Annotated in this window: 24 protein-coding genes and 1 pseudogene; 20 read left to right on the top strand and 5 right to left on the bottom strand. The window is 29.9% G+C overall.

Going from position 1 to position 21,696, the window contains the following annotated elements; genetic code table 11:
- The first annotated feature begins 8 nt into the window (after positions 1–8).
- The 18 genes from KQI86_RS01745 to KQI86_RS01665 all read left to right on the top strand — a co-directional run bounded on the left by KQI86_RS01745 (position 9) and on the right by KQI86_RS01665 (position 14,404).
- Positions 9–1,007, top strand: coding sequence for a flagellar hook-basal body complex protein (locus KQI86_RS01745; protein WP_216437435.1), 999 nt, complete (start codon positions 9–11; stop codon positions 1,005–1,007).
- A gap of 78 nt (positions 1,008–1,085) precedes the next feature.
- The gene (locus KQI86_RS01740; RefSeq protein WP_216437434.1) at positions 1,086–1,295 is read left to right on the top strand and encodes a flagellar FlbD family protein; all 210 of its coding nucleotides are present in this window, start codon (positions 1,086–1,088) and stop codon (positions 1,293–1,295) included.
- Complete coding sequence (locus KQI86_RS01735; protein WP_216437433.1) at positions 1,292–2,119, top strand: motility protein A; 828 nt, start codon at positions 1,292–1,294, stop codon at positions 2,117–2,119. Before KQI86_RS01740 ends, KQI86_RS01735 begins: the two co-directional genes overlap by 4 nt.
- Entirely contained in the window at positions 2,112–2,852 is a 741-nt protein-coding gene (locus tag KQI86_RS01730; RefSeq protein ID WP_216437432.1) for a flagellar motor protein MotB, read from the top strand. The genes KQI86_RS01735 and KQI86_RS01730 overlap by 8 nt, the downstream gene beginning before the upstream one ends.
- Complete coding sequence (locus KQI86_RS01725) at positions 2,849–3,355, top strand: flagellar basal body-associated FliL family protein (protein WP_216437431.1); 507 nt, start codon at positions 2,849–2,851, stop codon at positions 3,353–3,355. Before KQI86_RS01730 ends, KQI86_RS01725 begins: the two co-directional genes overlap by 4 nt.
- Positions 3,356–3,384: 29 nt before the next feature.
- Complete coding sequence (locus KQI86_RS01720) at positions 3,385–3,723, top strand: flagellar biosynthetic protein FliO (protein WP_216437430.1); 339 nt, start codon at positions 3,385–3,387, stop codon at positions 3,721–3,723.
- A gap of 62 nt (positions 3,724–3,785) precedes the next feature.
- Positions 3,786–4,496 carry a flagellar type III secretion system pore protein FliP gene (gene fliP, locus KQI86_RS01715; RefSeq protein WP_425514354.1) on the top strand — a complete coding sequence of 237 codons (711 nt, stop codon included), beginning with the start codon at positions 3,786–3,788 and terminating at the stop codon, positions 4,494–4,496.
- 9 nt (positions 4,497–4,505) lie between these two features.
- On the top strand, positions 4,506–4,775 hold the full coding sequence (fliQ, locus tag KQI86_RS01710) for a flagellar biosynthesis protein FliQ (protein ID WP_216437428.1): 270 nt from the start codon (positions 4,506–4,508) through the stop codon (positions 4,773–4,775).
- 20 nt (positions 4,776–4,795) lie between these two features.
- Positions 4,796–6,619: a fused FliR family export protein/FlhB family type III secretion system protein gene (locus KQI86_RS01705; RefSeq protein WP_216437427.1), complete on the top strand. Its 1,824-nt coding sequence runs from the start codon at positions 4,796–4,798 to the stop codon at positions 6,617–6,619.
- A gap of 16 nt (positions 6,620–6,635) precedes the next feature.
- Entirely contained in the window at positions 6,636–8,702 is a 2,067-nt protein-coding gene (gene flhA / locus KQI86_RS01700) for a flagellar biosynthesis protein FlhA (RefSeq protein ID WP_216437426.1), read from the top strand.
- A gap of 1 nt (position 8,703) precedes the next feature.
- Positions 8,704–9,837, top strand: a complete 1,134-nt coding sequence (gene flhF / locus KQI86_RS01695) for a flagellar biosynthesis GTPase FlhF (RefSeq protein ID WP_216437425.1) — start codon at positions 8,704–8,706, stop codon at positions 9,835–9,837.
- Positions 9,831–10,718, top strand: coding sequence for a MinD/ParA family protein (locus KQI86_RS01690; RefSeq protein ID WP_216437424.1), 888 nt, complete (start codon positions 9,831–9,833; stop codon positions 10,716–10,718). Before flhF ends, KQI86_RS01690 begins: the two co-directional genes overlap by 7 nt.
- A gap of 11 nt (positions 10,719–10,729) precedes the next feature.
- Positions 10,730–11,362 (top strand): flagellar brake protein, encoded by a 633-nt coding sequence (locus tag KQI86_RS01685; RefSeq protein WP_216437423.1) that lies wholly within the window; start codon positions 10,730–10,732, stop codon positions 11,360–11,362.
- A gap of 2 nt (positions 11,363–11,364) precedes the next feature.
- Positions 11,365–12,099 (top strand): FliA/WhiG family RNA polymerase sigma factor, encoded by a 735-nt coding sequence (locus KQI86_RS01680; protein WP_216437422.1) that lies wholly within the window; start codon positions 11,365–11,367, stop codon positions 12,097–12,099.
- A 41-nt stretch (positions 12,100–12,140) separates the two neighbouring features.
- Positions 12,141–12,581, top strand: a complete 441-nt coding sequence (locus KQI86_RS01675; RefSeq protein WP_216437421.1) for a hypothetical protein — start codon at positions 12,141–12,143, stop codon at positions 12,579–12,581.
- A 77-nt stretch (positions 12,582–12,658) separates the two neighbouring features.
- Positions 12,659–12,781, top strand: coding sequence for a hypothetical protein (locus tag KQI86_RS20315; RefSeq protein ID WP_281417146.1), 123 nt, complete (start codon positions 12,659–12,661; stop codon positions 12,779–12,781).
- Positions 12,778–13,581 (top strand): flagellar hook-basal body complex protein, encoded by an 804-nt coding sequence (locus tag KQI86_RS01670; protein ID WP_216437420.1) that lies wholly within the window; start codon positions 12,778–12,780, stop codon positions 13,579–13,581. Before KQI86_RS20315 ends, KQI86_RS01670 begins: the two co-directional genes overlap by 4 nt.
- 22 nt (positions 13,582–13,603) lie before the next feature.
- A complete protein-coding gene (locus KQI86_RS01665) occupies positions 13,604–14,404 on the top strand; it encodes a flagellar hook-basal body complex protein (protein WP_216437419.1) in 801 nt (266 codons plus the stop codon).
- Positions 14,405–14,824: 420 nt separating this feature from the next.
- Here KQI86_RS01665 and KQI86_RS01660 read toward each other — a convergent pair.
- A pseudogene (locus KQI86_RS01660) lies at positions 14,825–15,079 on the bottom strand (transposase); the annotation flags it as partial.
- A gap of 167 nt (positions 15,080–15,246) precedes the next feature.
- Positions 15,247–17,175, bottom strand: coding sequence for a hypothetical protein (locus KQI86_RS01655; RefSeq protein ID WP_216437417.1), 1,929 nt, complete (start codon positions 17,173–17,175; stop codon positions 15,247–15,249).
- A gap of 551 nt (positions 17,176–17,726) precedes the next feature.
- On the opposite strand from KQI86_RS01655, the gene KQI86_RS01650 reads away from it, so the two are divergent.
- Positions 17,727–17,882 (top strand): hypothetical protein, encoded by a 156-nt coding sequence (locus KQI86_RS01650; protein ID WP_216437416.1) that lies wholly within the window; start codon positions 17,727–17,729, stop codon positions 17,880–17,882.
- Positions 17,883–18,253: 371 nt separating this feature from the next.
- Complete coding sequence (locus tag KQI86_RS20070; RefSeq protein WP_246582620.1) at positions 18,254–18,376, top strand: hypothetical protein; 123 nt, start codon at positions 18,254–18,256, stop codon at positions 18,374–18,376.
- 475 nt (positions 18,377–18,851) lie between these two features.
- Here KQI86_RS20070 and KQI86_RS01640 read toward each other — a convergent pair whose 3' ends face one another.
- From KQI86_RS01640 to KQI86_RS01630, 3 genes are all read right to left on the bottom strand, one after another.
- Complete coding sequence (locus KQI86_RS01640) at positions 18,852–19,616, bottom strand: hypothetical protein (RefSeq protein ID WP_216437415.1); 765 nt, start codon at positions 19,614–19,616, stop codon at positions 18,852–18,854.
- Between the two features lie 61 nt (positions 19,617–19,677).
- A complete protein-coding gene (locus KQI86_RS01635; RefSeq protein ID WP_216437414.1) occupies positions 19,678–19,851 on the bottom strand; it encodes a hypothetical protein in 174 nt (57 codons plus the stop codon).
- A 76-nt stretch (positions 19,852–19,927) separates the two neighbouring features.
- On the bottom strand, positions 19,928–21,571 hold the full coding sequence (locus KQI86_RS01630) for a putative manganese-dependent inorganic diphosphatase (protein WP_343216144.1): 1,644 nt from the start codon (positions 21,569–21,571) through the stop codon (positions 19,928–19,930).
- Between the last annotated feature and the right edge of the window lie 125 nt (positions 21,572–21,696).

The following is a 21,696-nucleotide window of genomic DNA, read 5'->3' as shown; positions in this document are numbered from 1 at the left end:
ATAAAATTATGTTAAGATCAATGTATTCAGGTATAAGTGGATTAAAAGCTAATCAAACAAAACTAGATGTAATTGGTAACAACATCGCTAACGTAAATACCACTGCATATAAGACACAAAGAATTAGATTTCAAGATATGTTGAGTCAAAATTTAAGAGAAGCTACAGGCCCGGGAACTAGCACAGGAGGAACAAATCCAAGTCAAGTTGGATTAGGTACTCAGGTTGCAGGAATTGACACTATAATGGAACAAGGTAACATGCAGTCAACTGGTAATTCATTTGATTTTGCCATAGATGGAGATGGATATTTTGTTGTTGCTAAAGGTAAGACTGGAGATGAAGCAGGACTAGAAGTAACAGAAGATGGAACTATAGACTCTGAAAATGAAAATGCAGGAGATTATGAAATATCCTATACAAGAGATGGTTCATTTACCCTAGATGAATTTGGTCAATTAGTAACTTCCGATGGATACAGAGTTATGGGATATGAAATTGATGGAAGTACTATTTCATACGATGAAAATGGTAGACCAGTAATAGAAAGTGCAGCTGATGTCAATGGAGAAGATGGTATTAAGGCTACTAATAAGTTAGTTCCACTAGCTATTCCTGATGAAGTAGCTGGAGAAAGAGTTAAGAGTTTTACTGTAGATAAAAATGGAGTAATAAAAGTAACGTTAAGTGGTGGGAGTATGAGAGCAATTGGTCAAATAGGAATGGCTAGCTTTAAAAATCCAGCTGGCTTAACAAAGGAAGGTAAAAACTTACTTTCATCCTCAGCAAACTCAGGACAAGCTGTTTTTAGAAGTGGTGCTGGAGCTGAAAATAGCAATGAAAAGGGATATGGAAGCATTAATCAATCAATGTTAGAAATGTCCAGAGTAGATTTAGCTGAACAGTTTACAGAGATGATTGTTGCAAGTAGAGCTTTCCAAGCTAATGGTAAAGTTATTACTACAGGAGATGAAATACTTCAAGAACTAGTAAACTTGAAGAGATAATTTTAGTTAGTTAATAATTGAGAGTTAAGGGTTGAGAGTTTAGAACTCTTAACTCTCCCTAAAAAAGGGGGTGGGTTTATGATTGAGGTAACAGGGCTTGATAATAAAAAAATTATATTAAATGCAGATCATATAGAAAAAATGGAAAGTGTACCAGAGAGTCTTATTACTCTCACTAATGGGAGAAAATATTTGGTTAAAGAATCTATTGAAATTATTGTAGAAAAAGTTACTTTATATAAAAGAAATATATTTACAGTGAATATACAGGAGGCATCTAGAAGATGAAAAAGAGGGACGCATTGACAGGCATAGGTATAGTAGTTGGATGTTTTACCATGTTATGGGCTATGAGTATGAAATCTCTTACAGAATACGATTTTGGACAGCTAAAGTCATTCTTTGACGTAGCTTCCATATTAATTACTATTGGTGGATCCTTTTGTGCCATGCTTATAACATATCCTTTAAGTTATTTTAGAAAACTAAAGACGGTACTTGTTCAAACATTTAAAGAAAGTGAAAAATCAAGTTTAGATATAATAGGACAATTTACTGAATTATCTAGAAAAGCTAGAAGAGAAGGATTATTGTCATTAGAAGATGAGATAAACCAAATAAATGATGGATTTTTAAAAAAAGGTTTACAAATGGTTGTTGATGGAATTGAGCCAGACACTATTAAAGACATCCTTGAACTAGAGATATCTGAGATGGAAAGAAGGCATAAGATAGGAGCAGATATGTTAAGATCTTGGGGAGGATATGCTCCAGCTTTTGGTATGGCAGGTACATTAATAGGACTTATTCAAATGCTTGTAAGCTTAACAGATTCAGCTCAGATAGCTAGTGGTATGGCTAAAGCCTTAGTTACAACCTTTTATGGTTCATTAATGGCCTACTTATTTTTTAATCCAATGGCAGCTAACTTAGCGTTAAAGAGTGACGAAGAAGCAGCTATTAGAGAAATGATGTTAGAAGGAATATTATCAATTCAATCAGGGGTTAATCCAAGAATTGTTGAAGAAAAATTGATTTCTTATTTATCACCTGAAGAAAGAACAAACTATGCTGTTACTGTATCTAAAGAAGGGGTGGCAGAAAATGGCTAGAAGAAAAAGGAATAACGGAGACAGCGGAGGTGGAGGTAATGAATGGATGGCTACCTACGCAGATACAGTTACCCTACTACTAACCTTCTTTGTATTGCTTTATTCTTTCTCTAGTGTTGATGCTGAAAAGTTTCAACAAATTGCATCTGCATTTCAAAGTGTTTTATCTGGAAGTTCAGGACAAACCATATTTGACTTTAATATGAAGAATGGAGATGTGCCCCTTGTAGGAGAAACTATTGATACTAGTTCAGCAACAGGGGGAAGAGATAACGAACTCTATGATAAAGTAAGAGATTATGCTCAAAAAAATGATTTGCAAGGGTCTGTAACAATAAAAAATGATTCCAGTGGTGTAATAATTGAATTAAAAGATAGTGTTTTATTTGAGACAGGAAGAGCTGAAATAAAAGAAGATAGTATACAAATACTAGAAAAGCTTAATAAGTTAATTGCAAGTTTTCCTAATTCGGTTATAGTTGAAGGTCATACGGATAATATACCAATAAAAAATTATAAGTATGATTCTAACTGGGAGCTTTCTACAGCAAGAGCTGTTAATGTCTTAAGATATTTTGTTGAAGTTAAAAAGCAAGATCCTAATAAATTTACAGCTGCAGGATATGGAGAGTATAAGCCTATATCTCCTAATGACACCGAGGAACATAGAGCTAAAAATAGAAGAGTTAATATAGTAATAGTTTCTTTAGAAAGGAAGCCTGATGGTAAATGAGCGAAAAGAGTTTAGAAACAACTAATAATAAGATAAGAATAATTTTAATTGTTTTATGTCTAATTGTAATAATAGGAGGAGGAGCTTTTGGTACCTACATGTTTTTATCAAACAAAAATGCCAAAGGAAATTCTCAAATGGCTCAAAATCCTAATATTAATGTTAATATGAATAACAATAATAATTTTTATAAACCGGCGGTTTCAGAGTATACATATGATCTAGGAGAATTCTTATTAAATCTTTCAGATACCGATAGTAAGAGATTTTTAAAAGCTAAAATTCACTTAGGATTTAATAATAAGAAAATGTTAAAAGAAATAGAAAAGAAAAAGCCAGTTATATTAGATTCCATAAATACTGTTTTAAGAGCAAAAAAACATGATGACTTTTCAACCAAAGGAACAGAAGAGATTAAAGTTGAATTATTAAACAAAATCAATCCTATGTTTGAAAATGGATTATGTGATAATGTGTATTTTACAGAAATATTAGTTCAATAATAAGTAATTTATAGCAAGGAAGTATAAGTATGAATGGAGATTATCAATTTATAGTTACTTTATTAAAAATATTAATATTCTTGCCTTTTATACTACTGCTAATATATACTTCATTAAAAATGGGTGGAGATAAGCTACAAAACATCCAAAACGGTAGGTATATGAAAATACTTGATCGGTTACCTTTATCAAAGGATAATGCAATACTTGCAGTGAAAATTGGAGATAAAGGCTACATCGTATCCTCATCTAATGGTAAAGTAGAAATACTTTTTCCACTTGAAGAGGATGAATTGAAAAAATTGGAGTCTTCCAAGGTAGATATAAATGTTTTGCAAAAATTAAGAAAAAAGGAAGAAAAACTATGAAACATAAGAAAAAAATTTTATTATACATTGTTGGAGTGACAACTTTTTTCATATTAATAACTATGTCTACTAAGGCATTTGCAGCTCCGGCACAAATACCAGTACCAAAAATTAATATATCTGTAGATGGTGCTTCTTCACCTCAAAATTATGTAGATAATATAAAGCTTTTGATCCTTCTTACAATATTAACTTTGCTTCCATCTATTATTATTATGATGACTAGCTTTGTAAGAATTATTGTAACATTAGGATTTTTAAGAAATGCTATGGGAACGCAGCAATCGCCGCCCAATCAGGTAATTATTGGACTAGCTTTATTTCTAACTTTTTTCATAATGGCCCCAGTATATAATGAAATCAACTCGAAGGCAATAAAACCTTTTTTAGAAAATAAAATCAACCAAGAGGTGGCCTTTGAAGAGGGAGCAAAACCTCTAAGAGAATTTATGTTAAAACAAACGAGACAAAAAGATTTAAAATTGTTTTTAGAGATTGGAAAAGTTGGAGAAGAAGTTACAAAGGATAATGCTCCATTACATGTTGTAATTCCTGCATTTATAACTAGTGAATTAAAGACTGCTTTTCAAATAGGATTTTTACTGTATATACCATTCTTAATTGTAGATTTAGTTGTTGCAAGTGTACTTATGTCCATGGGTATGTTTATGCTACCACCAGTTATGGTTTCTCTACCTTTTAAAATCTTGTTGTTTGTAATGGTAGATGGATGGTATTTAGTAGTAAAATCTTTAATTTTAAGCTTTAAATGAGGTGGTTAAATGAGTGAAAATTTAGTACTAGGAATAATGAAGGATGCTATAACCACTGGATTAATGATTTCAGCTCCAATCCTTATAACATCTATTGTTGTAGGGTTGATAATTAGTATATTTCAAGCTACCACTCAAATTCAGGAGCAAACATTGACCTTTGTACCTAAACTTATCACCATAGCTTTGGTGGGATTGTTGACTGGTAGCTGGATGTTGCATCAATTGGTTAGTTTTACTGAAAGGATATTTGAAATAATATCTAATATAGTTCATTAAATTAGTAAGTAGGTGTTATTTTGATTAATATAGCATTCTATACAGCGTTAATAATGGTTTTTTTAAGGTTTATAACTTTTTTTACTGTAACACCTGTATTTTTCCCTAAAGGTACTCCAGCTATGGTGAAAATAGGTTTTGTATTAATTTTATCCTTTATAATACTACCGGGAATAGATTATAACTCGGTAAATAATATAAATAATATGTTTGCCTTTATAGCTAGTGGAATAAATGAAATAATTACAGGATTAACACTTGGATACATAACAGAATTATGCTTTATGTCTGTAAGGATGGCAGGAAATTTTATAGACGTGCAAGTAGGTTTTTCAATGATGTCGATGCTTGATCCAAATACAAACAGTAATTCGACTTTGTTGGAGAGGTTGCTTTATTGGTGTAGTTTAGTAATGTTTTTCATTTTAGATGTACACCATGTATTGATATATCAATTAATAGGAAGTTATAAATCAGTTTCTTTAGGGAAATCTTTACTTTCAGATTCTTTATCAGGTTTAATAACAAAAATATTTATAGATTTTTTTAGTTTAGGTTTGAAAATAGCAATACCAATAGTATTGATAATTATAATAACAGAATTAACCTTAGGACTTATGGCAAGGACTGTACCACAGTTAAACATAATGATACTAGGGCTTCCGGTGAAGATATTAGTTGGATTAATTACATTTACTTTTGCATTACCTATTTTTATTACTTTAATAGAAAGTAGTTTTATAAAAATACCGGAATTATTTCAATCTGTTTTTAAAACCATACCATTCATTTTTATTTTCGCCTCAGATGACAAAACTGAGGAGGCCACACCACATAAATTAAGTGAAGCTAAGAAAAAGGGACAAGTAGCCAAAAGTAAGGATGTAAACTTAGCATTAACCCTTTTGATATCAACTTTAGTGCTATCCTTCGCAGGAGAATATGTGGTGGGGAATTTAAAAGGAGTTATGACTACTTTTTTAAATGACTTCTTAAATATGGAGTTAAACTACCAAACATTAGGTAATATATTGATAATAATATTAGGTAAATTGGCCACAACCATTCTTCCTATTGTAGTACCTATAATGTTAATGGGGATTTTTGCAAATTTTATTCAAACTGGATTTATATTTACTAAAGAACCTTTAAAACCAGATATAAAAAAGTTAAATCCTATTAATGGCTTTAAGAAAATGTTTTCAATGAGATCTGTAGTAGAATTAATTAAAGCCGTTTTAGTGGTAACTATAGTTGGATTTGTAGGATATAAATTTATTAAAAGTAATTATATATACATAGTAAATTTATATAACTTAAGATATCCCATATTGATAGAGGCCTTTGGAGACTTAGCTCTTAAAATATTTTTTAAAGTAACTCTTGTTTTGTTAGCTATAGCCGTAACGGATTTTATATTTCAAAAATTCCAATTTAAGAAAGAAATGAAGATGACTAAACAAGAAATAAAAGAAGAGTTCAAGCAAATGGAAGGGGATCCTCAAATAAAAGGGAAGATAAGACAAAAACAAAGGGAAATGGCTATGAGAAGAATGATGCAGGCTGTTCCAGATGCAACAGTGGTAATAACCAACCCAACTCATATTTCCGTTGCAATAAAATATAAAGAAGGGGAAAATAAAGCCCCAGTAGTAGTGGCAAAAGGAACAGATTTTGTAGCCTTAAAGATAAAAGAAAAAGCTAAGGAAAGTAATGTTCCTATAATTGAAAATAAACCATTAGCTAGGCTTATATATAATGAAGTGGAATTAGATAGTGAAATACCTGTAGAAATGTATCAAGCGGTAGCTGAAATTTTAGCAATAGTTATGAAGATGAAATAGTTAAGGCGGTGTTCTCTTGGAAAATTTAAGAAAAAGAGCAAACTTAAAAAATAATATAGATGTACTAGTAGCTTTTGGAGTAATTGCTATAGTTATGATGATGATTATACCGTTACCTACTAAAGTGCTAGATGTTTTGATTGCAGTTAATATTACTATTTCAGTACTTATACTTCTTATCACTATGTTTACCACAGAAGTATTGCAATTTTCATCTTTTCCCACACTATTATTGGTTACAACTCTTTTTAGGTTGGGATTAAATCTATCTTCCACAAGATTGATACTGGGGGAAGCAGATGGTGGAGAAATAATTGCTGCTTTTGGTAGCTTTGTAATTGGAGGTAACTATGTAGTTGGAATTATAATATTTTTAATTATAATTATTGTTCAGTTTATGGTAATTACAAGCGGTGCTTCAAGAGTCGCAGAAGTTTCTGCTAGATTCACATTAGATGCGATGCCTGGTAAACAAATGAGTATTGATGCTGACTTAAACTCAGGTCTTATAGATGAAAATGGAGCTAGAGATAGAAGAAAAAAATTACAGCAAGAAGCAGATTTTTATGGGGCCATGGATGGAGCTTCGAAATTTGTAAAAGGTGATGCTGTAGCAGGATTAATTATAACTGCTATAAATATTGCCGGTGGTATAATAATCGGTAGCTTAATGATGGAAATGACAGCTGGTGAGGCAGCAAAGAAATTCACCATGCTTACCATTGGAGACGGGTTAGTTTCCCAAATTCCTGCACTTTTAATATCTACAGCATCGGGTATTTTAGTTACTCGCTCAGGAAGTGATGAGAATTTTGGTAATATAATCGGCAGACAGTTAACTGCCTTTCCTAAGGTAGTAGCTATGGCTTCAGCAGTATTATTCTGTTTGTTTTTAATACCAGGGCTTCCTAAGATTCCATTTTTCATACTATCATTAACCAGTGGTGTTGGAGCATATTTTCTATATAAGGATGAAAATGAAAAAATTATTGAACAAATGGAGCAGGAGCAAATAGAAATAACAGAAATAGAGAGCAAAGAACCAGAAAATGTAATGAGTTTAATAAATGTAGAAACTATGGATATAGAAATAGGATATGGATTAATCCCCCTTGCTGATGAAGGTTCAGGAGGAGACTTATTACAGAGAATCACTTCTGTAAGAAGACAGTGTGCAATTGAAATGGGTATAATCGTACAACCTATAAGAATTAGAGATAATCTTCAATTAAGAACTAATGAATATGTTATAAAGATAAGAGGGACAATCGTAGCTAAGGGAGAGCTTATGCCAAATATGTTGCTATGCATGGATCCAACAAATGGAGAATATGGTATAGAAGGAATTAAAGCTATAGAACCTGCTTTTGGACTCCCAGCTATTTGGATAAACCAAGATAGTAGAGAGGATGCAGAAATAAAGGGACTAACAGTTGTAGATCCTACTACGGTTATGGTTACTCACTTAACTGAAACAATAAAGAATAACTCTTATCAGCTTCTTGGAAGACAGGAAGTTAAGATGGTGATTGATTCAGTTAAGGAAAAATACAACGCTGTAGTAGAAGAGTTAATACCAGACTTAATGACAATTGGAGAAATACAAAAGGTTCTTCAAAATCTATTAAAGGAGAGAGTTTCAATTAAAGACATGGTAACAATCCTGGAGTCTTTAGCTGATAATTCTAGAACTACTAAAGATATAGAACTTCTTACTGAATATGTAAGATTTGCATTAGGAAGAAGCATATGCAATCCATTAATTGATGAACAGGGAGCAGTAAATGTTGTTACTCTTTCACCTAATATTGAGGAACTCATAGGGGAAAATATACAAAGATCTATACAAGGTTCTTTCCCAGCTATTGATCCAGATACTACAGGGAAAATTTTAAACTCTTTAAAAGAAACAATAGAAAGTACATTCTTCTATGAGAACCAGCCAGTAGTCTTGGTTTCACCTAAGATAAGACCGGCATTTAGAAGGCTTACAGAAATGATTTTCCCAAATTTAAATGTACTTTCCATAAATGAAATACCAAATGATATAGAAATTAAAACTGAAGGAGTTGTGACAATATAAAATGGTTATTAAGAAGTATATTGTAAACAACATGAATGAAGCACTTACTAGAATCAGATATGAACTTGGAAAGGATGCTATAATTATTAGCCAAAGGAAGATAAAGCGTCCTGGACTTTTAGGATTTTTTCAGAAAAAGGTAATTGAAGTTACAGCTGCTATTGATAATAGCAATAAAGAAGAACAAGAAGAAAAAAAACCAGTGGAAAATGGAATAGACATTTTAAAAAAGATAGTAGAAAAAAATAGAGAGGAATCTAATACAAATGAAAAGCTAAGCTATCTAAAAGATGATAATCAAGATGACATATATAAAGAACTTCAAGAGATGAAAAGTATGATGAATAAAATTGTAAGTAATTCATCTGGTGAAAAGGAAGAAAAAGATCCTCTTAAAATAAAATTAGAAAAGGCAGATTTAAGTGATAGCATTATAAAATCGCTGATGAACAAAGTGAATAATATGGAAGATGATATTGATTCTATAGAAAAAGTTAAAGAAGCTTTAAAGGATGAAATTCATATATCAAATAGTTCCACAGATGGTATTATCGTTTTAGTAGGGCCTACAGGAGTAGGAAAAACTACAACCATAGCTAAACTAGCAGGAAGTCTAGCTTTAGTTCAAAAGAAGAAAGTTGGGCTAATTACAATTGATACCTACAGGATTGGAGCTGTTGAACAACTAAAGACCTATGCAGATATAATGAATATACCTTTTAGAGTAGTATTTACCCAAAAGGATATGGATGAAGCTCTAGAGTCCATGAAAGACTTTGACACCATATTAATCGATACCACAGGAAGAAGTTCTAAAAATGCTATGCAAATATCTGAGTTAAGAATGCTTATAGATAAAATACAAACAGAAAATATACACTTAGTGATTAGTGCTGCCATTAAAAATAAAGATATAACCACTATAGTAGAAGGCTATAAAATCCTTGGATTTAATAATGTTATAATAACTAAACTAGATGAAACAACATCTTATGGATCAATATTAAATATATTAGATAGTGCTAAAAAACCTTTAAGTTATGTCACTATTGGACAAAGTGTACCTGATGATCTTAAGACACTTTCTAAAGAGGAAATAGTTAATTTAATATTAGGAGAGGATAATATATGCTAGATCAAGCGGCAGCACTAAGAAAATTAGCAAAAGAAGCAAAAGAAAAAGAAGTAGAAGAAAAGGAATTAGAACAAAGTAGTAAAGGACCTAAAATAATTACAGTAACCTCTGGTAAGGGAGGGGTTGGAAAGAGTAATTTTGTTGTAAATCTTTCTATCGCTCTACAAATGAGAGGGAAAAAAGTTCTAATTTTTGATGCTGACGTTGGAATGGGAAATGATGATGTACTAATGGGATTCTTACCTAAATATGATGTTAAAGATGTAATATTTAACAATATGGAGATTGAAGATGTAATAATTGAAGGACCATATGGAGTAAGATTATTACCAGGAGGCTCTGGATTTACAGCTATAGAAGATATTTCTAAAGAAAAGAGAGATAAGTTTCTAAGAAAACTCGCTTCCTTAGAGAATCTTGACTATATTATTATGGATACAGGAGCAGGAGTCAGCAGGAATGTTTTGGGGTTTATAGCATGTTCTGAAGAGCTCATTGTAATAACAACCCCAGAACCTACTTCCCTTACTGATGCCTATTGCTTATTAAAAGTAATCAACCATTTTAAGATAAAAACCTCTGCAAAAGTGGTAATAAATAAAATAATGAGCTTTAAAGAAGGTATGGGAACTTATAATAAGTTTAACAATACTGTAAGTAAATTTTTAGATATTAAATTAGATTATTTAGGAGCTCTATCTGAGGATAAAAAGCTTATCGAAGCAGTTAGAAAACAAAAACCATTTGTGATAAGCTTTCCTAATGCTGAAGTATCAAAAGAGATAAATGATATTGCTACTAAAATATTGGGAGAAAAAAATAAAAAAAAAGGAACAGGAGCTCAAGGATTATTTAAAAAGTTGTTTAGTATTTTTTCATAGGGGATGGTATTATGACGGATAATATTAAATTTTCAGTAAACAGTAAAATTGAAATATTAATGGAGGATGGTATATATAAAAGTAATATCCAAGATATTTCAGATAGCTATGCAGGGATTAGTATACCAGTAAGAGATGGGGTATATTTACCTCTAAAGAAAGGTGAACTAATAGAGGGGGTGTATTACACTCATAAAGGAGTTTATAAATTCACTACTGTGGTTACAGGTAGAAAAATTGATAGAATTATGATGGTTCTTATTGCCAATCCAAAACAATTTGTAAAAATTCAAAGAAGGAATCATGTAAGAGTATCAATAGTATCAAAAGCCTGTTGTTCAGTAATAGATACAGGTAGAGATATTGAGTTTTTTGACGGCTATACTTTAGATGTAAGTGCAGGAGGCATGAAATTATCAACCTATAAAGAGCTTCATGTAGGAAATATATTAGCAATATCATTATTACTAAAAGATGAAGAAGTTCATGTAAAAGGAAAAATAATAAGAGTAGAAAAAGAAGATAAAAAATATATATGTGGAGTTTCATTTATAGATGTGGATGATAAAACCGTAGAAAAAATAATTAGGTTATTATTCCAAATTATGAGGGAGCATAGGAAAAATAGACCAGGGGGGTATTAGCTATGAGTGCAGTTGCAATCCCAGAAATGAGAGAAGAAATAGTAAAACAGTATATACCACTTGTAAAATATATAGCTTCTAGGATTATCATTGGTAAAACTAAATATATTGAGTTTGAGGATTTAGTTAGCTATGGAATGATTGGGCTTATGGATTCTATAAATAAATTTGACAAAAGTAAGGGAATGAAATTTTCGACTTATGCATCAATCAGAATAAAAGGTTCTATGATTGATGAATTAAGAAAAATTAGCCCCATATCAAAAGGAGCTATGGACAAATTAAATAAATATAATTATGCAATCGAAACCTTACAAAAGAAAAATTTTAGAGAGCCTAACATAAAAGAAATTAGTGAAGAATTAGGTATGACAGTGGAAGAAGTATCTCAAATTGAAAATTACATAAACTATATATCCATAGTTTCTTTAGAGGATTTAATATTTTCAGAAGAAGATGATATCCCATTAATAGGAACTATTGTGGATGAAAAAAGTCCATGCCCTGAAAAAGATTTAGAGGAAAAAGAAATGTTGGAATATTTACAAAGGGCATTAGAGAACTTAAAAGAAAAAGATAAGACTGTGCTGTCTCTTTACTATTATGAAAAATTAACATTAAAAGAGATAGGAAAGATTTTAAGTGTCTCAGAATCAAGGGTTTGCCAACTTCATAGTAGAGCTATAATAAATCTAAGAGGGGAACTAAAACGATTGAAGTATAATATAGAAAATTAATATAAGGTGATAGTATGACAATATTTCTATTAATTATTGGTTTGTTTTTAATAACTATAAATGTAATTGCCATAAAAAAAGAAAAGAAATCTTTTTCTAAGGCTATGGATAATGCAGAAGAAAATATTAATGACTATTCAATTGAAATTCTCAACTTAAGAAAGGAAATGGCAGAAACTATATTACAGCTTCAAATGGAAATAGAGGATTTAAAAGAAAGCATAAACTGCAAGAGTATAAAGATTGAAGACCTAGAAGAAGAGAAATTAATAGAGGATAAAAATGAAGAAAAACTAAAAGAAAGATCAGAAAAAAAAATAGAAGAGAAAATAGAGGAAAATAAGGTCGAAGAGAAGAATAATGTTAAAATAGATGAAGTAAAGCAGTTAATAGATAAAGGAATGGACTTAGACCAAGTAGCACAACATCTCCAGATAGGCAAGGGGGAATTATTATTAATAAAAGAATTATATTTAAAATAAAGGAGTTAATATATTTCTTAAGTGATAAAAAACTTCTCTTAGGTTTAGGTATTGGAATAGTATTTACTACAATGCTTATGGCAGGAGTAAAAATAAACTATCAGTTAAGTCCATATGAAATTGAGAAGAGAGCCCGTTCTATGGGAATGGAATATCCTCATGAAATGAAAGTAATAATAGATAAGGAAGTGAGCAAATGATAAGAGGTATTTATACAGCTGTTTCAGGTATGATAACACAGGAAGGAAAACAGAATGTAATCACTAATAATTTATCAAATGTTAATACTGTTGGATTTAAAGGAGAAGAATTATCTGTTAAGGAATTTGATAGGGTGCTTTTATATAACTATGACAAAGTAGTCAATGGAAAAAATTACAGACAAGATTTAGGAGAGATTAGTTTAGGAAGTAAAATTGATGATGTAAACACCAATTTTACTCAAGGTTCCTTTGAAAAAACTGATAAAGCTACGGATTTTGCTATAGAAGGTAGAGGATTTTTTACTGTTCAAAGAAATGATGGAATTGGTAATAATAGATACTATACTAGAGATGGTTCTTTTCATATAAATAGCAGAGGATACTTAGTGAATAGTAGTGGAGACAATATTTTAGGTATTAATTTAGAAACAGAACAAATTGAGCCAATAAGGGTAAATAGCAATAATTTAGCATTAGATGGAGAAGGAAAATTAAACGTAGATGGATCACCATCATATAGGTTCTACACTTGTGATTTTGGCCAAGAAAATAATGTAAATGAAGATTACAAATCATTACAAAAGGTTGGGGACAACCTTTATACAGGAGAGAATGCAAGAGAAACTAATAATACTGCTATAAAACAATATAATCTAGAGAAATCAAATGTTAATGTTATAAAAGAAATGGTAGAAATGATGACAGTAATGAGAAATTTTGAAACTAATCAAAAGGTAATTCAATCACTAGATGAAACTTTAGGTAAAGCAGTAAACGAATTAGGTTCAATAAGATAATTTGATTGTAAGGGTGGTATAAATGCTTAGAATACTTTGGAATGGTAGAAGTGCAATGACAGCTCAACAGGATAAATTAGACTCCATATCAAATAATTTATCTAATGTAAATACTGAAGGTTATAAGAGAATGGATGTAACTTTTAAAGATCTTATGTCCGAAACATTAGACAGGAGAGGGTATCCTGTAAATGGGGGAGAGAATAAAAATTTAACTAATGGTACAGGAGTGAGAACCTCTAATTGGATAAGGGATACAAAGCAGGGTAATTTATTACAGACCAATGCAAAAACAGATTTAGCTATAGATGGAGAAGGATATTTTAGAGTGTTGAACCCTCAAAATGAATATAGATATATAAGATCAGGAAGCTTTAATGTAGATACCAATGGAGATATTATAGATAAAAATGGCAACAAACTTTCCGTAGAATTATATGAAGAAGATTATGAAAGTGATGAACCAATCAAATTTACAAAAGATAACTTTGTTATTAAGGAAGATGGTTCTTTATATGTTAAAACTAAAGATTTAACCACTGGAGAAGGATTAAGAGAAGTGGGAAGAGTAAATGTATATAATGCTATTGGAGATGATGCTTTTTTATCCGTTGGAGATAACCTTTATATGGCAAAAGAAGGGGTTAATCCGGTAATTTCAGATTCTAACATACTTCAAGGATTTGTAGAGGGATCTAATGTAGATGCTGGTAAAGAAATGACGGAAATGATATTAGCTCAAAGGGCATTTGAATTTGGTTCAAGAACAATTAAAGCTGCAGATGAAATGTGGGGAATGGTTAATAATTTAAGAGGAAGATAATTTTTAATTGAGAATTGAGAATGGATAATTAGTTAAAAGTGAAGAGTTATGGATGAAATTCTTCGAGTCTGTAAATAAATTTGTGTAAAGCTCATTATTTTATAACTTTGGATATACTATATTTATTTATTAATAGGGTTGTAGCTTATTTAGCTACAACCCTATTTTATACTTATTTTCAAATTTTATACATCAGATATTAAAAAGCCTTTGGCTTGCCCGTAGGGTGCCGATATGGACAAGTGGATATCTAAAATAAGTTGATAAGTTTTCCTAGTTATTTACCAACGAATTTATGGCTATGGAATATAAGTCATTCCATTTAGCTTTTAAGTTCTCTAATTCCATTAGAGCTGTTTCTTCAGTTGAAGCCAAATACACTATTTAAGATCACTACAAAATTCTTTTCTGTGCTTCCAATCTATCTCTAGGAATTACTAAATCTATTTCTCCAAAATCAGAAATTATTTTCTTAGGAGAACTGCCATTCCTACTATTTTTAGTCCTTTTATTTTTGTAGTCATATTTAAAATAACCCAAATGATCATCTAACTCTGTTTCTAATATTTCCTGTAGAGTAGTAGCAGACAATTCTTTAAGAGCTTGTCGTAAATCCCTCGCATTTGTTAAGTTATTTTCTCTGATAAATTCTCTTAAGAATTCTTTCTTTAACATAATAAAAGTCTGTGACCTCCTTTGGATATTTTTATATAGTATATCCAAAGGAGGTCACAGACTTTTATAAACGCCGTCTTAAAATATATAAAATTCTATAATCTTTTTTATTGATATTTTATATTTTCTCAAGCTATAATCTAGCAAATTTAATTATCATTTTTATTTTAAAGATTATTTATTACTTGATTAATTTCAGCTTTTGTTAAGTCATCCTTTTTTATATTTCTTGCAGCTTTTATAGCTTCTCTTACTGCTTTAGCATTACTTGATTGTACAGTATTTATCCCTAATTTTTTATAGTAACTAAGAGTCGTTGTTCCTGCATTTATTCTTTTAAGTGAATCTATTATTGTATTTGCATCTGACTTTACTTTGCTTAATGTTGTGTGATTTTTACCTTTTAAAGCCTCATTAACATCAACTAAATTAATATCGGTCACACCAGTTAACCCTATTAATTCATAATCATCTAAAGTTGCTGTTCCTAAATTTATTGCATTAAATGAGTTTTCTATTTTTTTCAAAACGCTATCTATTACTTGATTAATTTCAGCTTTTGTTAAATTAGATTTCTTTTCATCTTTTGCAATCTTTATAGCTTCCCTTACTGCTTTAGCATTATCTTCTGCTACAGTATTTATTCCTAATTTTTTATAAGAACTAGTCACTAATGTTCCTGAATTTATTATTCTTAGTGAATCTATTACTGTATTTGCATCTGGCTTTACGTCCTTTAATGTTCTATAATTTTTACCTTTTAATGCTTCGTTAACATCAACCAAATTAACATCAGTTACACCAGTTAACCCTATTAATTCATAATCATTTAAAGTTGCTGTTCCTAAATTTATTGCATTAAATGAGTTTTCTATTTTTTTCAAAACGCTATCTATTACTTGATTAATTTCAGCTTTTGTTAAATTAGATTTCTTTTCATCTTTTGCAATCTTTATAGCTTCCCTTACTGCTTTAGCATTATCTTCTGCTACAGTATTTATTCCTAATTTTTTATAAGAACTAGTCACTAATGTTCCTGAATTTATTATTCTTAGTGAATCTATTACTGTATTTGCATCTGGCTTTACGTCCTTTAATGTTCTATGATTTTTACCTTTTAATGCTTCGTTAACATCAACCAAATTAACATCAGTTACACCAGTTAACCCTATTAATTCATAATTATCTAAAACTGCTGTTCCTGAATTTATTACATCAAATGAATTTTCTATTTTCTGCGGTAATTCTTCTATAATTAATTTTATTTCATCTTCTGTCAAATCAACCTTTTTCACACTTATTTCCATTCTTATAGCTGCATTTAGTTTTTTCACGTCACTTGCTTTTATATCTTTTATTCCTATCATTTTATAATCATCTAAAGTTGCTATTCCTGAATTTATTTTCATAAACGTATCATTTACATTCATTTCGTTTATTATTTTGTTTATAATATCTTGAACATTTTTTGCAACTAGATATTTATCTTTAACCTTATCATTCAATAGTTTCAAATCAGGAATAGTTAAAGGATTTACTCCAACTATTTCATAATCATTCATATTTCCATTTCCAGCATTTATATTCTCAATAGATTTTTGTATCATTTCATCTTCAAATACTGGGATATTTACATAGCAGAAATCTATTTTAAGATCAGTAGTACCAATTGGTACTGATCTCACTTCAATACGATGTTTACCTGGAGTTAAATATTTAATAGCAAAGGTTTGATAATAATTATTACCTATTTGTTTAATATCAAGTAAAACATCATCACTCGTACCTACAAATTTACCATCTACATGTATAGTTGAATGGTCAATAAAATTAATATGATTAGTTTCAATTACAATTTCTTTAGTATTTACATCATATGTACGACCTGAAAATTCAGCTTTTTGCATATTGTTAATATGATAAGTAAGTATCTCCGTCTTAAAAGCGTACTCTCTTTGTGCATCACCTATTGCATTAATTTTAAAGCTCAACTTCGGCTCATTATAATAAGCTTTCACCTCTTTTGTGAACATAAAAGTTATAAATAATACTATAATTAAAAATAGATTCATAGCTTTTTTTGATAAATATTTCATATAAAACCCTCCTCATCCTTTATTTAAATTTTAAACTATTTTTTACAAATGTCAATATAAATTTCCATTTATTTTATTATATATTATTATTTTATTAAATAAATGACTATAAAAACGCGAAATTTGACTGATATATTTGAAGGAAAATTAATACCATATGGCTGTAAATAAACTTATAACAAATAATATTTGGCAAAAACATAAGAGGTAAACTGTGCCCTGTAAGATAGACACAGAAGAGAAGATGTCTTTGGACATGGTACAATAAAGTAGACACAAAGTTAAGAGAAACTAGTGAAAGGTGGCGTTCAAAAGTAAATCGTTTAGAAGGTGTTAGAGATATACGAAAAGGGAATTCTGATAGAACTAGGGTTTCAAAAACTGTAGAAGAAGAGTTGATATGTTTGAAGCAACAAAATGAGTACCTAAAACAATAAAATTCATTTCTGCGGGAACTACGAGGATTGGAAAGGCAGGTGATGTCACATTTAAAATCAAACCAGAAGAAAAATAGAAAATAATTAGGATAATGACAAAAAAAGACATGCTATTTGAATATACAATATATGTGTGAAATGGCTAGTATATCTCGTTCAGGATATTATTCATGGATACAAAGAGAACAGTATCGAATTCAAAAGGAAAATCAAGACAAACAGCATTTTGAACTTATACTAAAGGCATTTCAATATAAAACTATGCCGTAGGCAACAAAGTAAATCGAGAGTTTTCTGTAGGAAAACCAGGCAAAGTATTATTAACAGATATTACTTATATATATTATGATTCTAGTAAGTTTGCATATCTATCTAATATTAAGGATGGATGCACAGGTCAAATACCGTCTTATGTACTAAGTGAATCACTTGAATTATCCATTGTAACGGATACGATACATCTTTTAATAGCTAATTAAGCCTATATCATCTCAAAAGATGTTTACTTACATTCAGGTCAAGGTGTTCATTATACAAGTAGAAAATTTCAAAAATTAATAAAATCAAAAGGATTTATTCAATCAATGTGTGGAAAAGGCAATTGCTGGAATAATGCTTCTCAGGAATCTTTTTTTGAACATATGAAGAATGAACTGAATCCTAATCGATGTGAGACATTTGCTCAATTCAAATCTGTGATTGATGAATCTATGAAATATTATAATGGAACACTATCAGTGGGATCTTATGAAAATGGCACCTAATGTGTCCTATGCATTTGAGCAAAATCTAGAAATTCTTAATTTATTTTAGAAAAATACCATTAAAATGTTGTACATGTTTGACTGAAAAGAGTTAAGAGTTAAAAGTTAAAATGAAGAACTTATAGGCCCCTAGTTAGAATGGACATATTAATTCTAGAATTATAAAATAAAATTAAGAGTTAGGAGGGTCTATATTTATGTCTAAAAGATTTACTCGTAAGTTTACAGAGGAAGAAAGAGTTGCATATGTTAAATAAGCATTAGAAGTTGGTAGTAACGTATTAGTTGGTAAAAAATATGATATTCATCCAAGTCTGCTTCTAACATTTCCTGTAGAGTACTAGCAAATAATTCTTTCTTTAACATAATAAAAGTCTATGACCTCCTTTGGATATTTTTATATAGTATATCCAATTTAAGGTTTACACAGACTTTTATAAACACCCAATTCTTTTTATTTGCTCTTCACTCTTAACTAGCTAAATTTACGTATTGTTATAAAAAAAGCCACAAAACAAATCATACAAATGCTATAAGCTATGCTTAAATAGTCTTTAATGCAAATATCATCTATTTTATTGGTGTATTCACCATAGCTTTTTATATAGTCTGTATTGTCATCGTTAAAGTAATAATAGAAATTAACAGATTCTATATAAGCGGCTAAAATATCTACATTTAGCAGGGGCTTCATAAAAAAATTAATTAAGTAATCTCCTTTAAAGTCTATGGAGAATTTTTTATTTCTGCAGATGTAAATTATATATAGAACAACTTGAACAAAAAAAGAAGGAATTATAGTAATTAAATTAAATAAAAAATTAAATAAAACAATGTTATTTTGTAAGCTTATGTTATAGATCAAGGTATATATTAGAGCTATATAATTATTAAATACTAATATATATATAATTGGAGCTATAAAACCACAAACAATGGAACGAGATATAAGGGAAATTGAGTCATAAAAATGTACCTTATCTCTCTTTTTAAGATTTTTTCTCTCTGTATTACTTATATCGATTACTATAAAACTAGTTATAAAGTTTAAAACTTCGTTATTATTTTCTTTATATAAAAAATAAAGCAATACAAAGAATAGTAAGTAAAATATTGTAAGTAAAAAATCCTTCTTTAGCATTTTTTTGATTTTTAAATTTAGCTTATAAAATATATGCTGTCTATCAATTTTCCATAAAAGCAAACTTAATAAACATCCAAATAAGTAACCTACCCCCATTTTTTCATCCCTCCATACTAACCTATTTATTAATTAATATGCAAAGAGATTACCTTTAATTCTAATCTTGTAGTTCTTCTATACTAACCTTTTTAATTTTTATATGAAAAGGTTCATTTTCTTCCTCATCCATTCTCACCATTTCATATTGATTATTATAAGGTTCATTGGGATAATACATATTCATCATAGGACTAAAGTAGGGCATAATAGGATAAAAATATTTACAATACATAAAAACTCCTCCTATAATTTAATCAGTATTATTATATGTACCCTACTTCCATATGTTTACTAATTTTACATAAATATTAATTATTTTCCGTAGATGCTGTTGTCAACGGTGGTATAACTTGTTTTTTTCTAGACATAACACCAGGAGCATAAATACTGTTTCCAACAAATTGTTTGTTAAATGCTTTGGCTACTATATGTTTTTCTTTTCCTGTAGCTAACAATTCAGAGCCATCTCTAAGTAAGTCTGTAACTATTAGCACTAATAAATCAAAATTCTCCATTTCCGTTTTATTTTCCATATAGCTTACCATATCATCTTTTATTAAGTCGAAGCCTTCTCTGTCCATAGTTATTATTTGACCTACGCCAACTCTAAGAGAACTCATTTTAAATATTTTAAAATCTTGATTGAATATTTCATCTACAGTTTTTCCTTGTAGAGAGGTACCAGCTTTAAACATCTCCTGAGCAAAAGTATCTACATCTATATCTGCTATTTCACTTAATCTTTTTAACATGATTTTATCTGTATTTGTAGATGTTGGCGATTTAAATAATAAGGTATCGGAAATAATGGCTGAAGCTAGAATTCCAGCTATTTTTTTAGAAGGTCTTATGCCATTTTCAAAGAATATGGAAGAAACAATTGTAGCAGTACAACCCACAGGCTCATTTCTAAAGTAGATTGGTGAGCCCGTTTGAATATCTCCAATTCTATGATGGTCAATTATTTCTAGTATTTCCGCATCTTCTAACCCAGGAACGGATTGAGCTTTTTCATTGTGATCAACTAAAATTATTTTTTTCTTATTTTTAGAAATAAGATGATATCTTGATACGCTTCCCAGTACTTTATTTTCTCCATTTATAATAGGGTAACTTCTATATCTAGTTTCTATCATAATATCTTTTGCATCTTCAATTAAATCTTCTTCATTGAAAATTACTAAATTTTCACGAGACATAACATACTTTACAGGTATACTTTGAGGAATCAATCTTGCTGCGGTGAAAGTATCATAAGGAGTTATGATTATTGAACAACCTATTTCTTGCGCTTGTTTTAAAATATTATCGCTAACTTCATTTTTTCCTGTAATTATCATAAGTGAAGCTTTGCATTCTAGAGTCATCTTCTGAGCATCTTCTCTATCTCCACATATAACAATATCACCTTCTTCAATCATTTCTCGAGCATTATCTGGATGCATTGCTGTAATTACTATTTTTCCTGTAAATGGTTTTACACTTTTACTCATATAAATATATTCAGCAGAAAGAGTCTCCATTATATTTTCTAAAGTGGTATTACTTTTTGAAAGTATAGCATTATCCCATATATCCATATATGTAGAAGTTATATTGGTAATGGATGCTAATCCAATTAATTTATCATTGTCATCCACCACTGTAAGGGTTTTTACTTCATGTTTTTTCATTAATGACCAAGCCATCTTAAGTGACGTTTCGGGATGGATTGGAGGCATTATATCGAATTTTAAGTCTTTAATTTGAGGCTTTACTGTTTCTACAAATTCTGGAGAAGATACTCCAAAATAGTCTAGTACAAATTGAGTTTCTCTATTTAAATCACCAAGTCTAATTGGTATTGCTTTTAAGCTTGTAGTCCTATTTTTAAATTCGGCGTAAGCTATAGCAGAACAAATTGAATCTGTGTCTGGATGCTTATGTCCGCTAATATAAACTTTTTCCATTATAAAATCACTCCTTTTAACTTCTTATGTAATTAATCCTAGGTTTATCCCATAGCTAGATTCCTAGATAAGTTCTTCTTGAAATTAAAAATCACTTAATCTAGATAATAATACCAAAGATATATATA

This window comes from Clostridium mobile, assembly GCF_018918285.1.
In the GTDB taxonomy this organism is placed as follows: Bacteria; Bacillota; Clostridia; order Clostridiales; family Clostridiaceae; genus Clostridium_AW; species Clostridium_AW mobile.
Note: the sequence above shows the minus strand (reverse complement) of the source record. Positions and strands in the feature narration are given on the sequence as shown.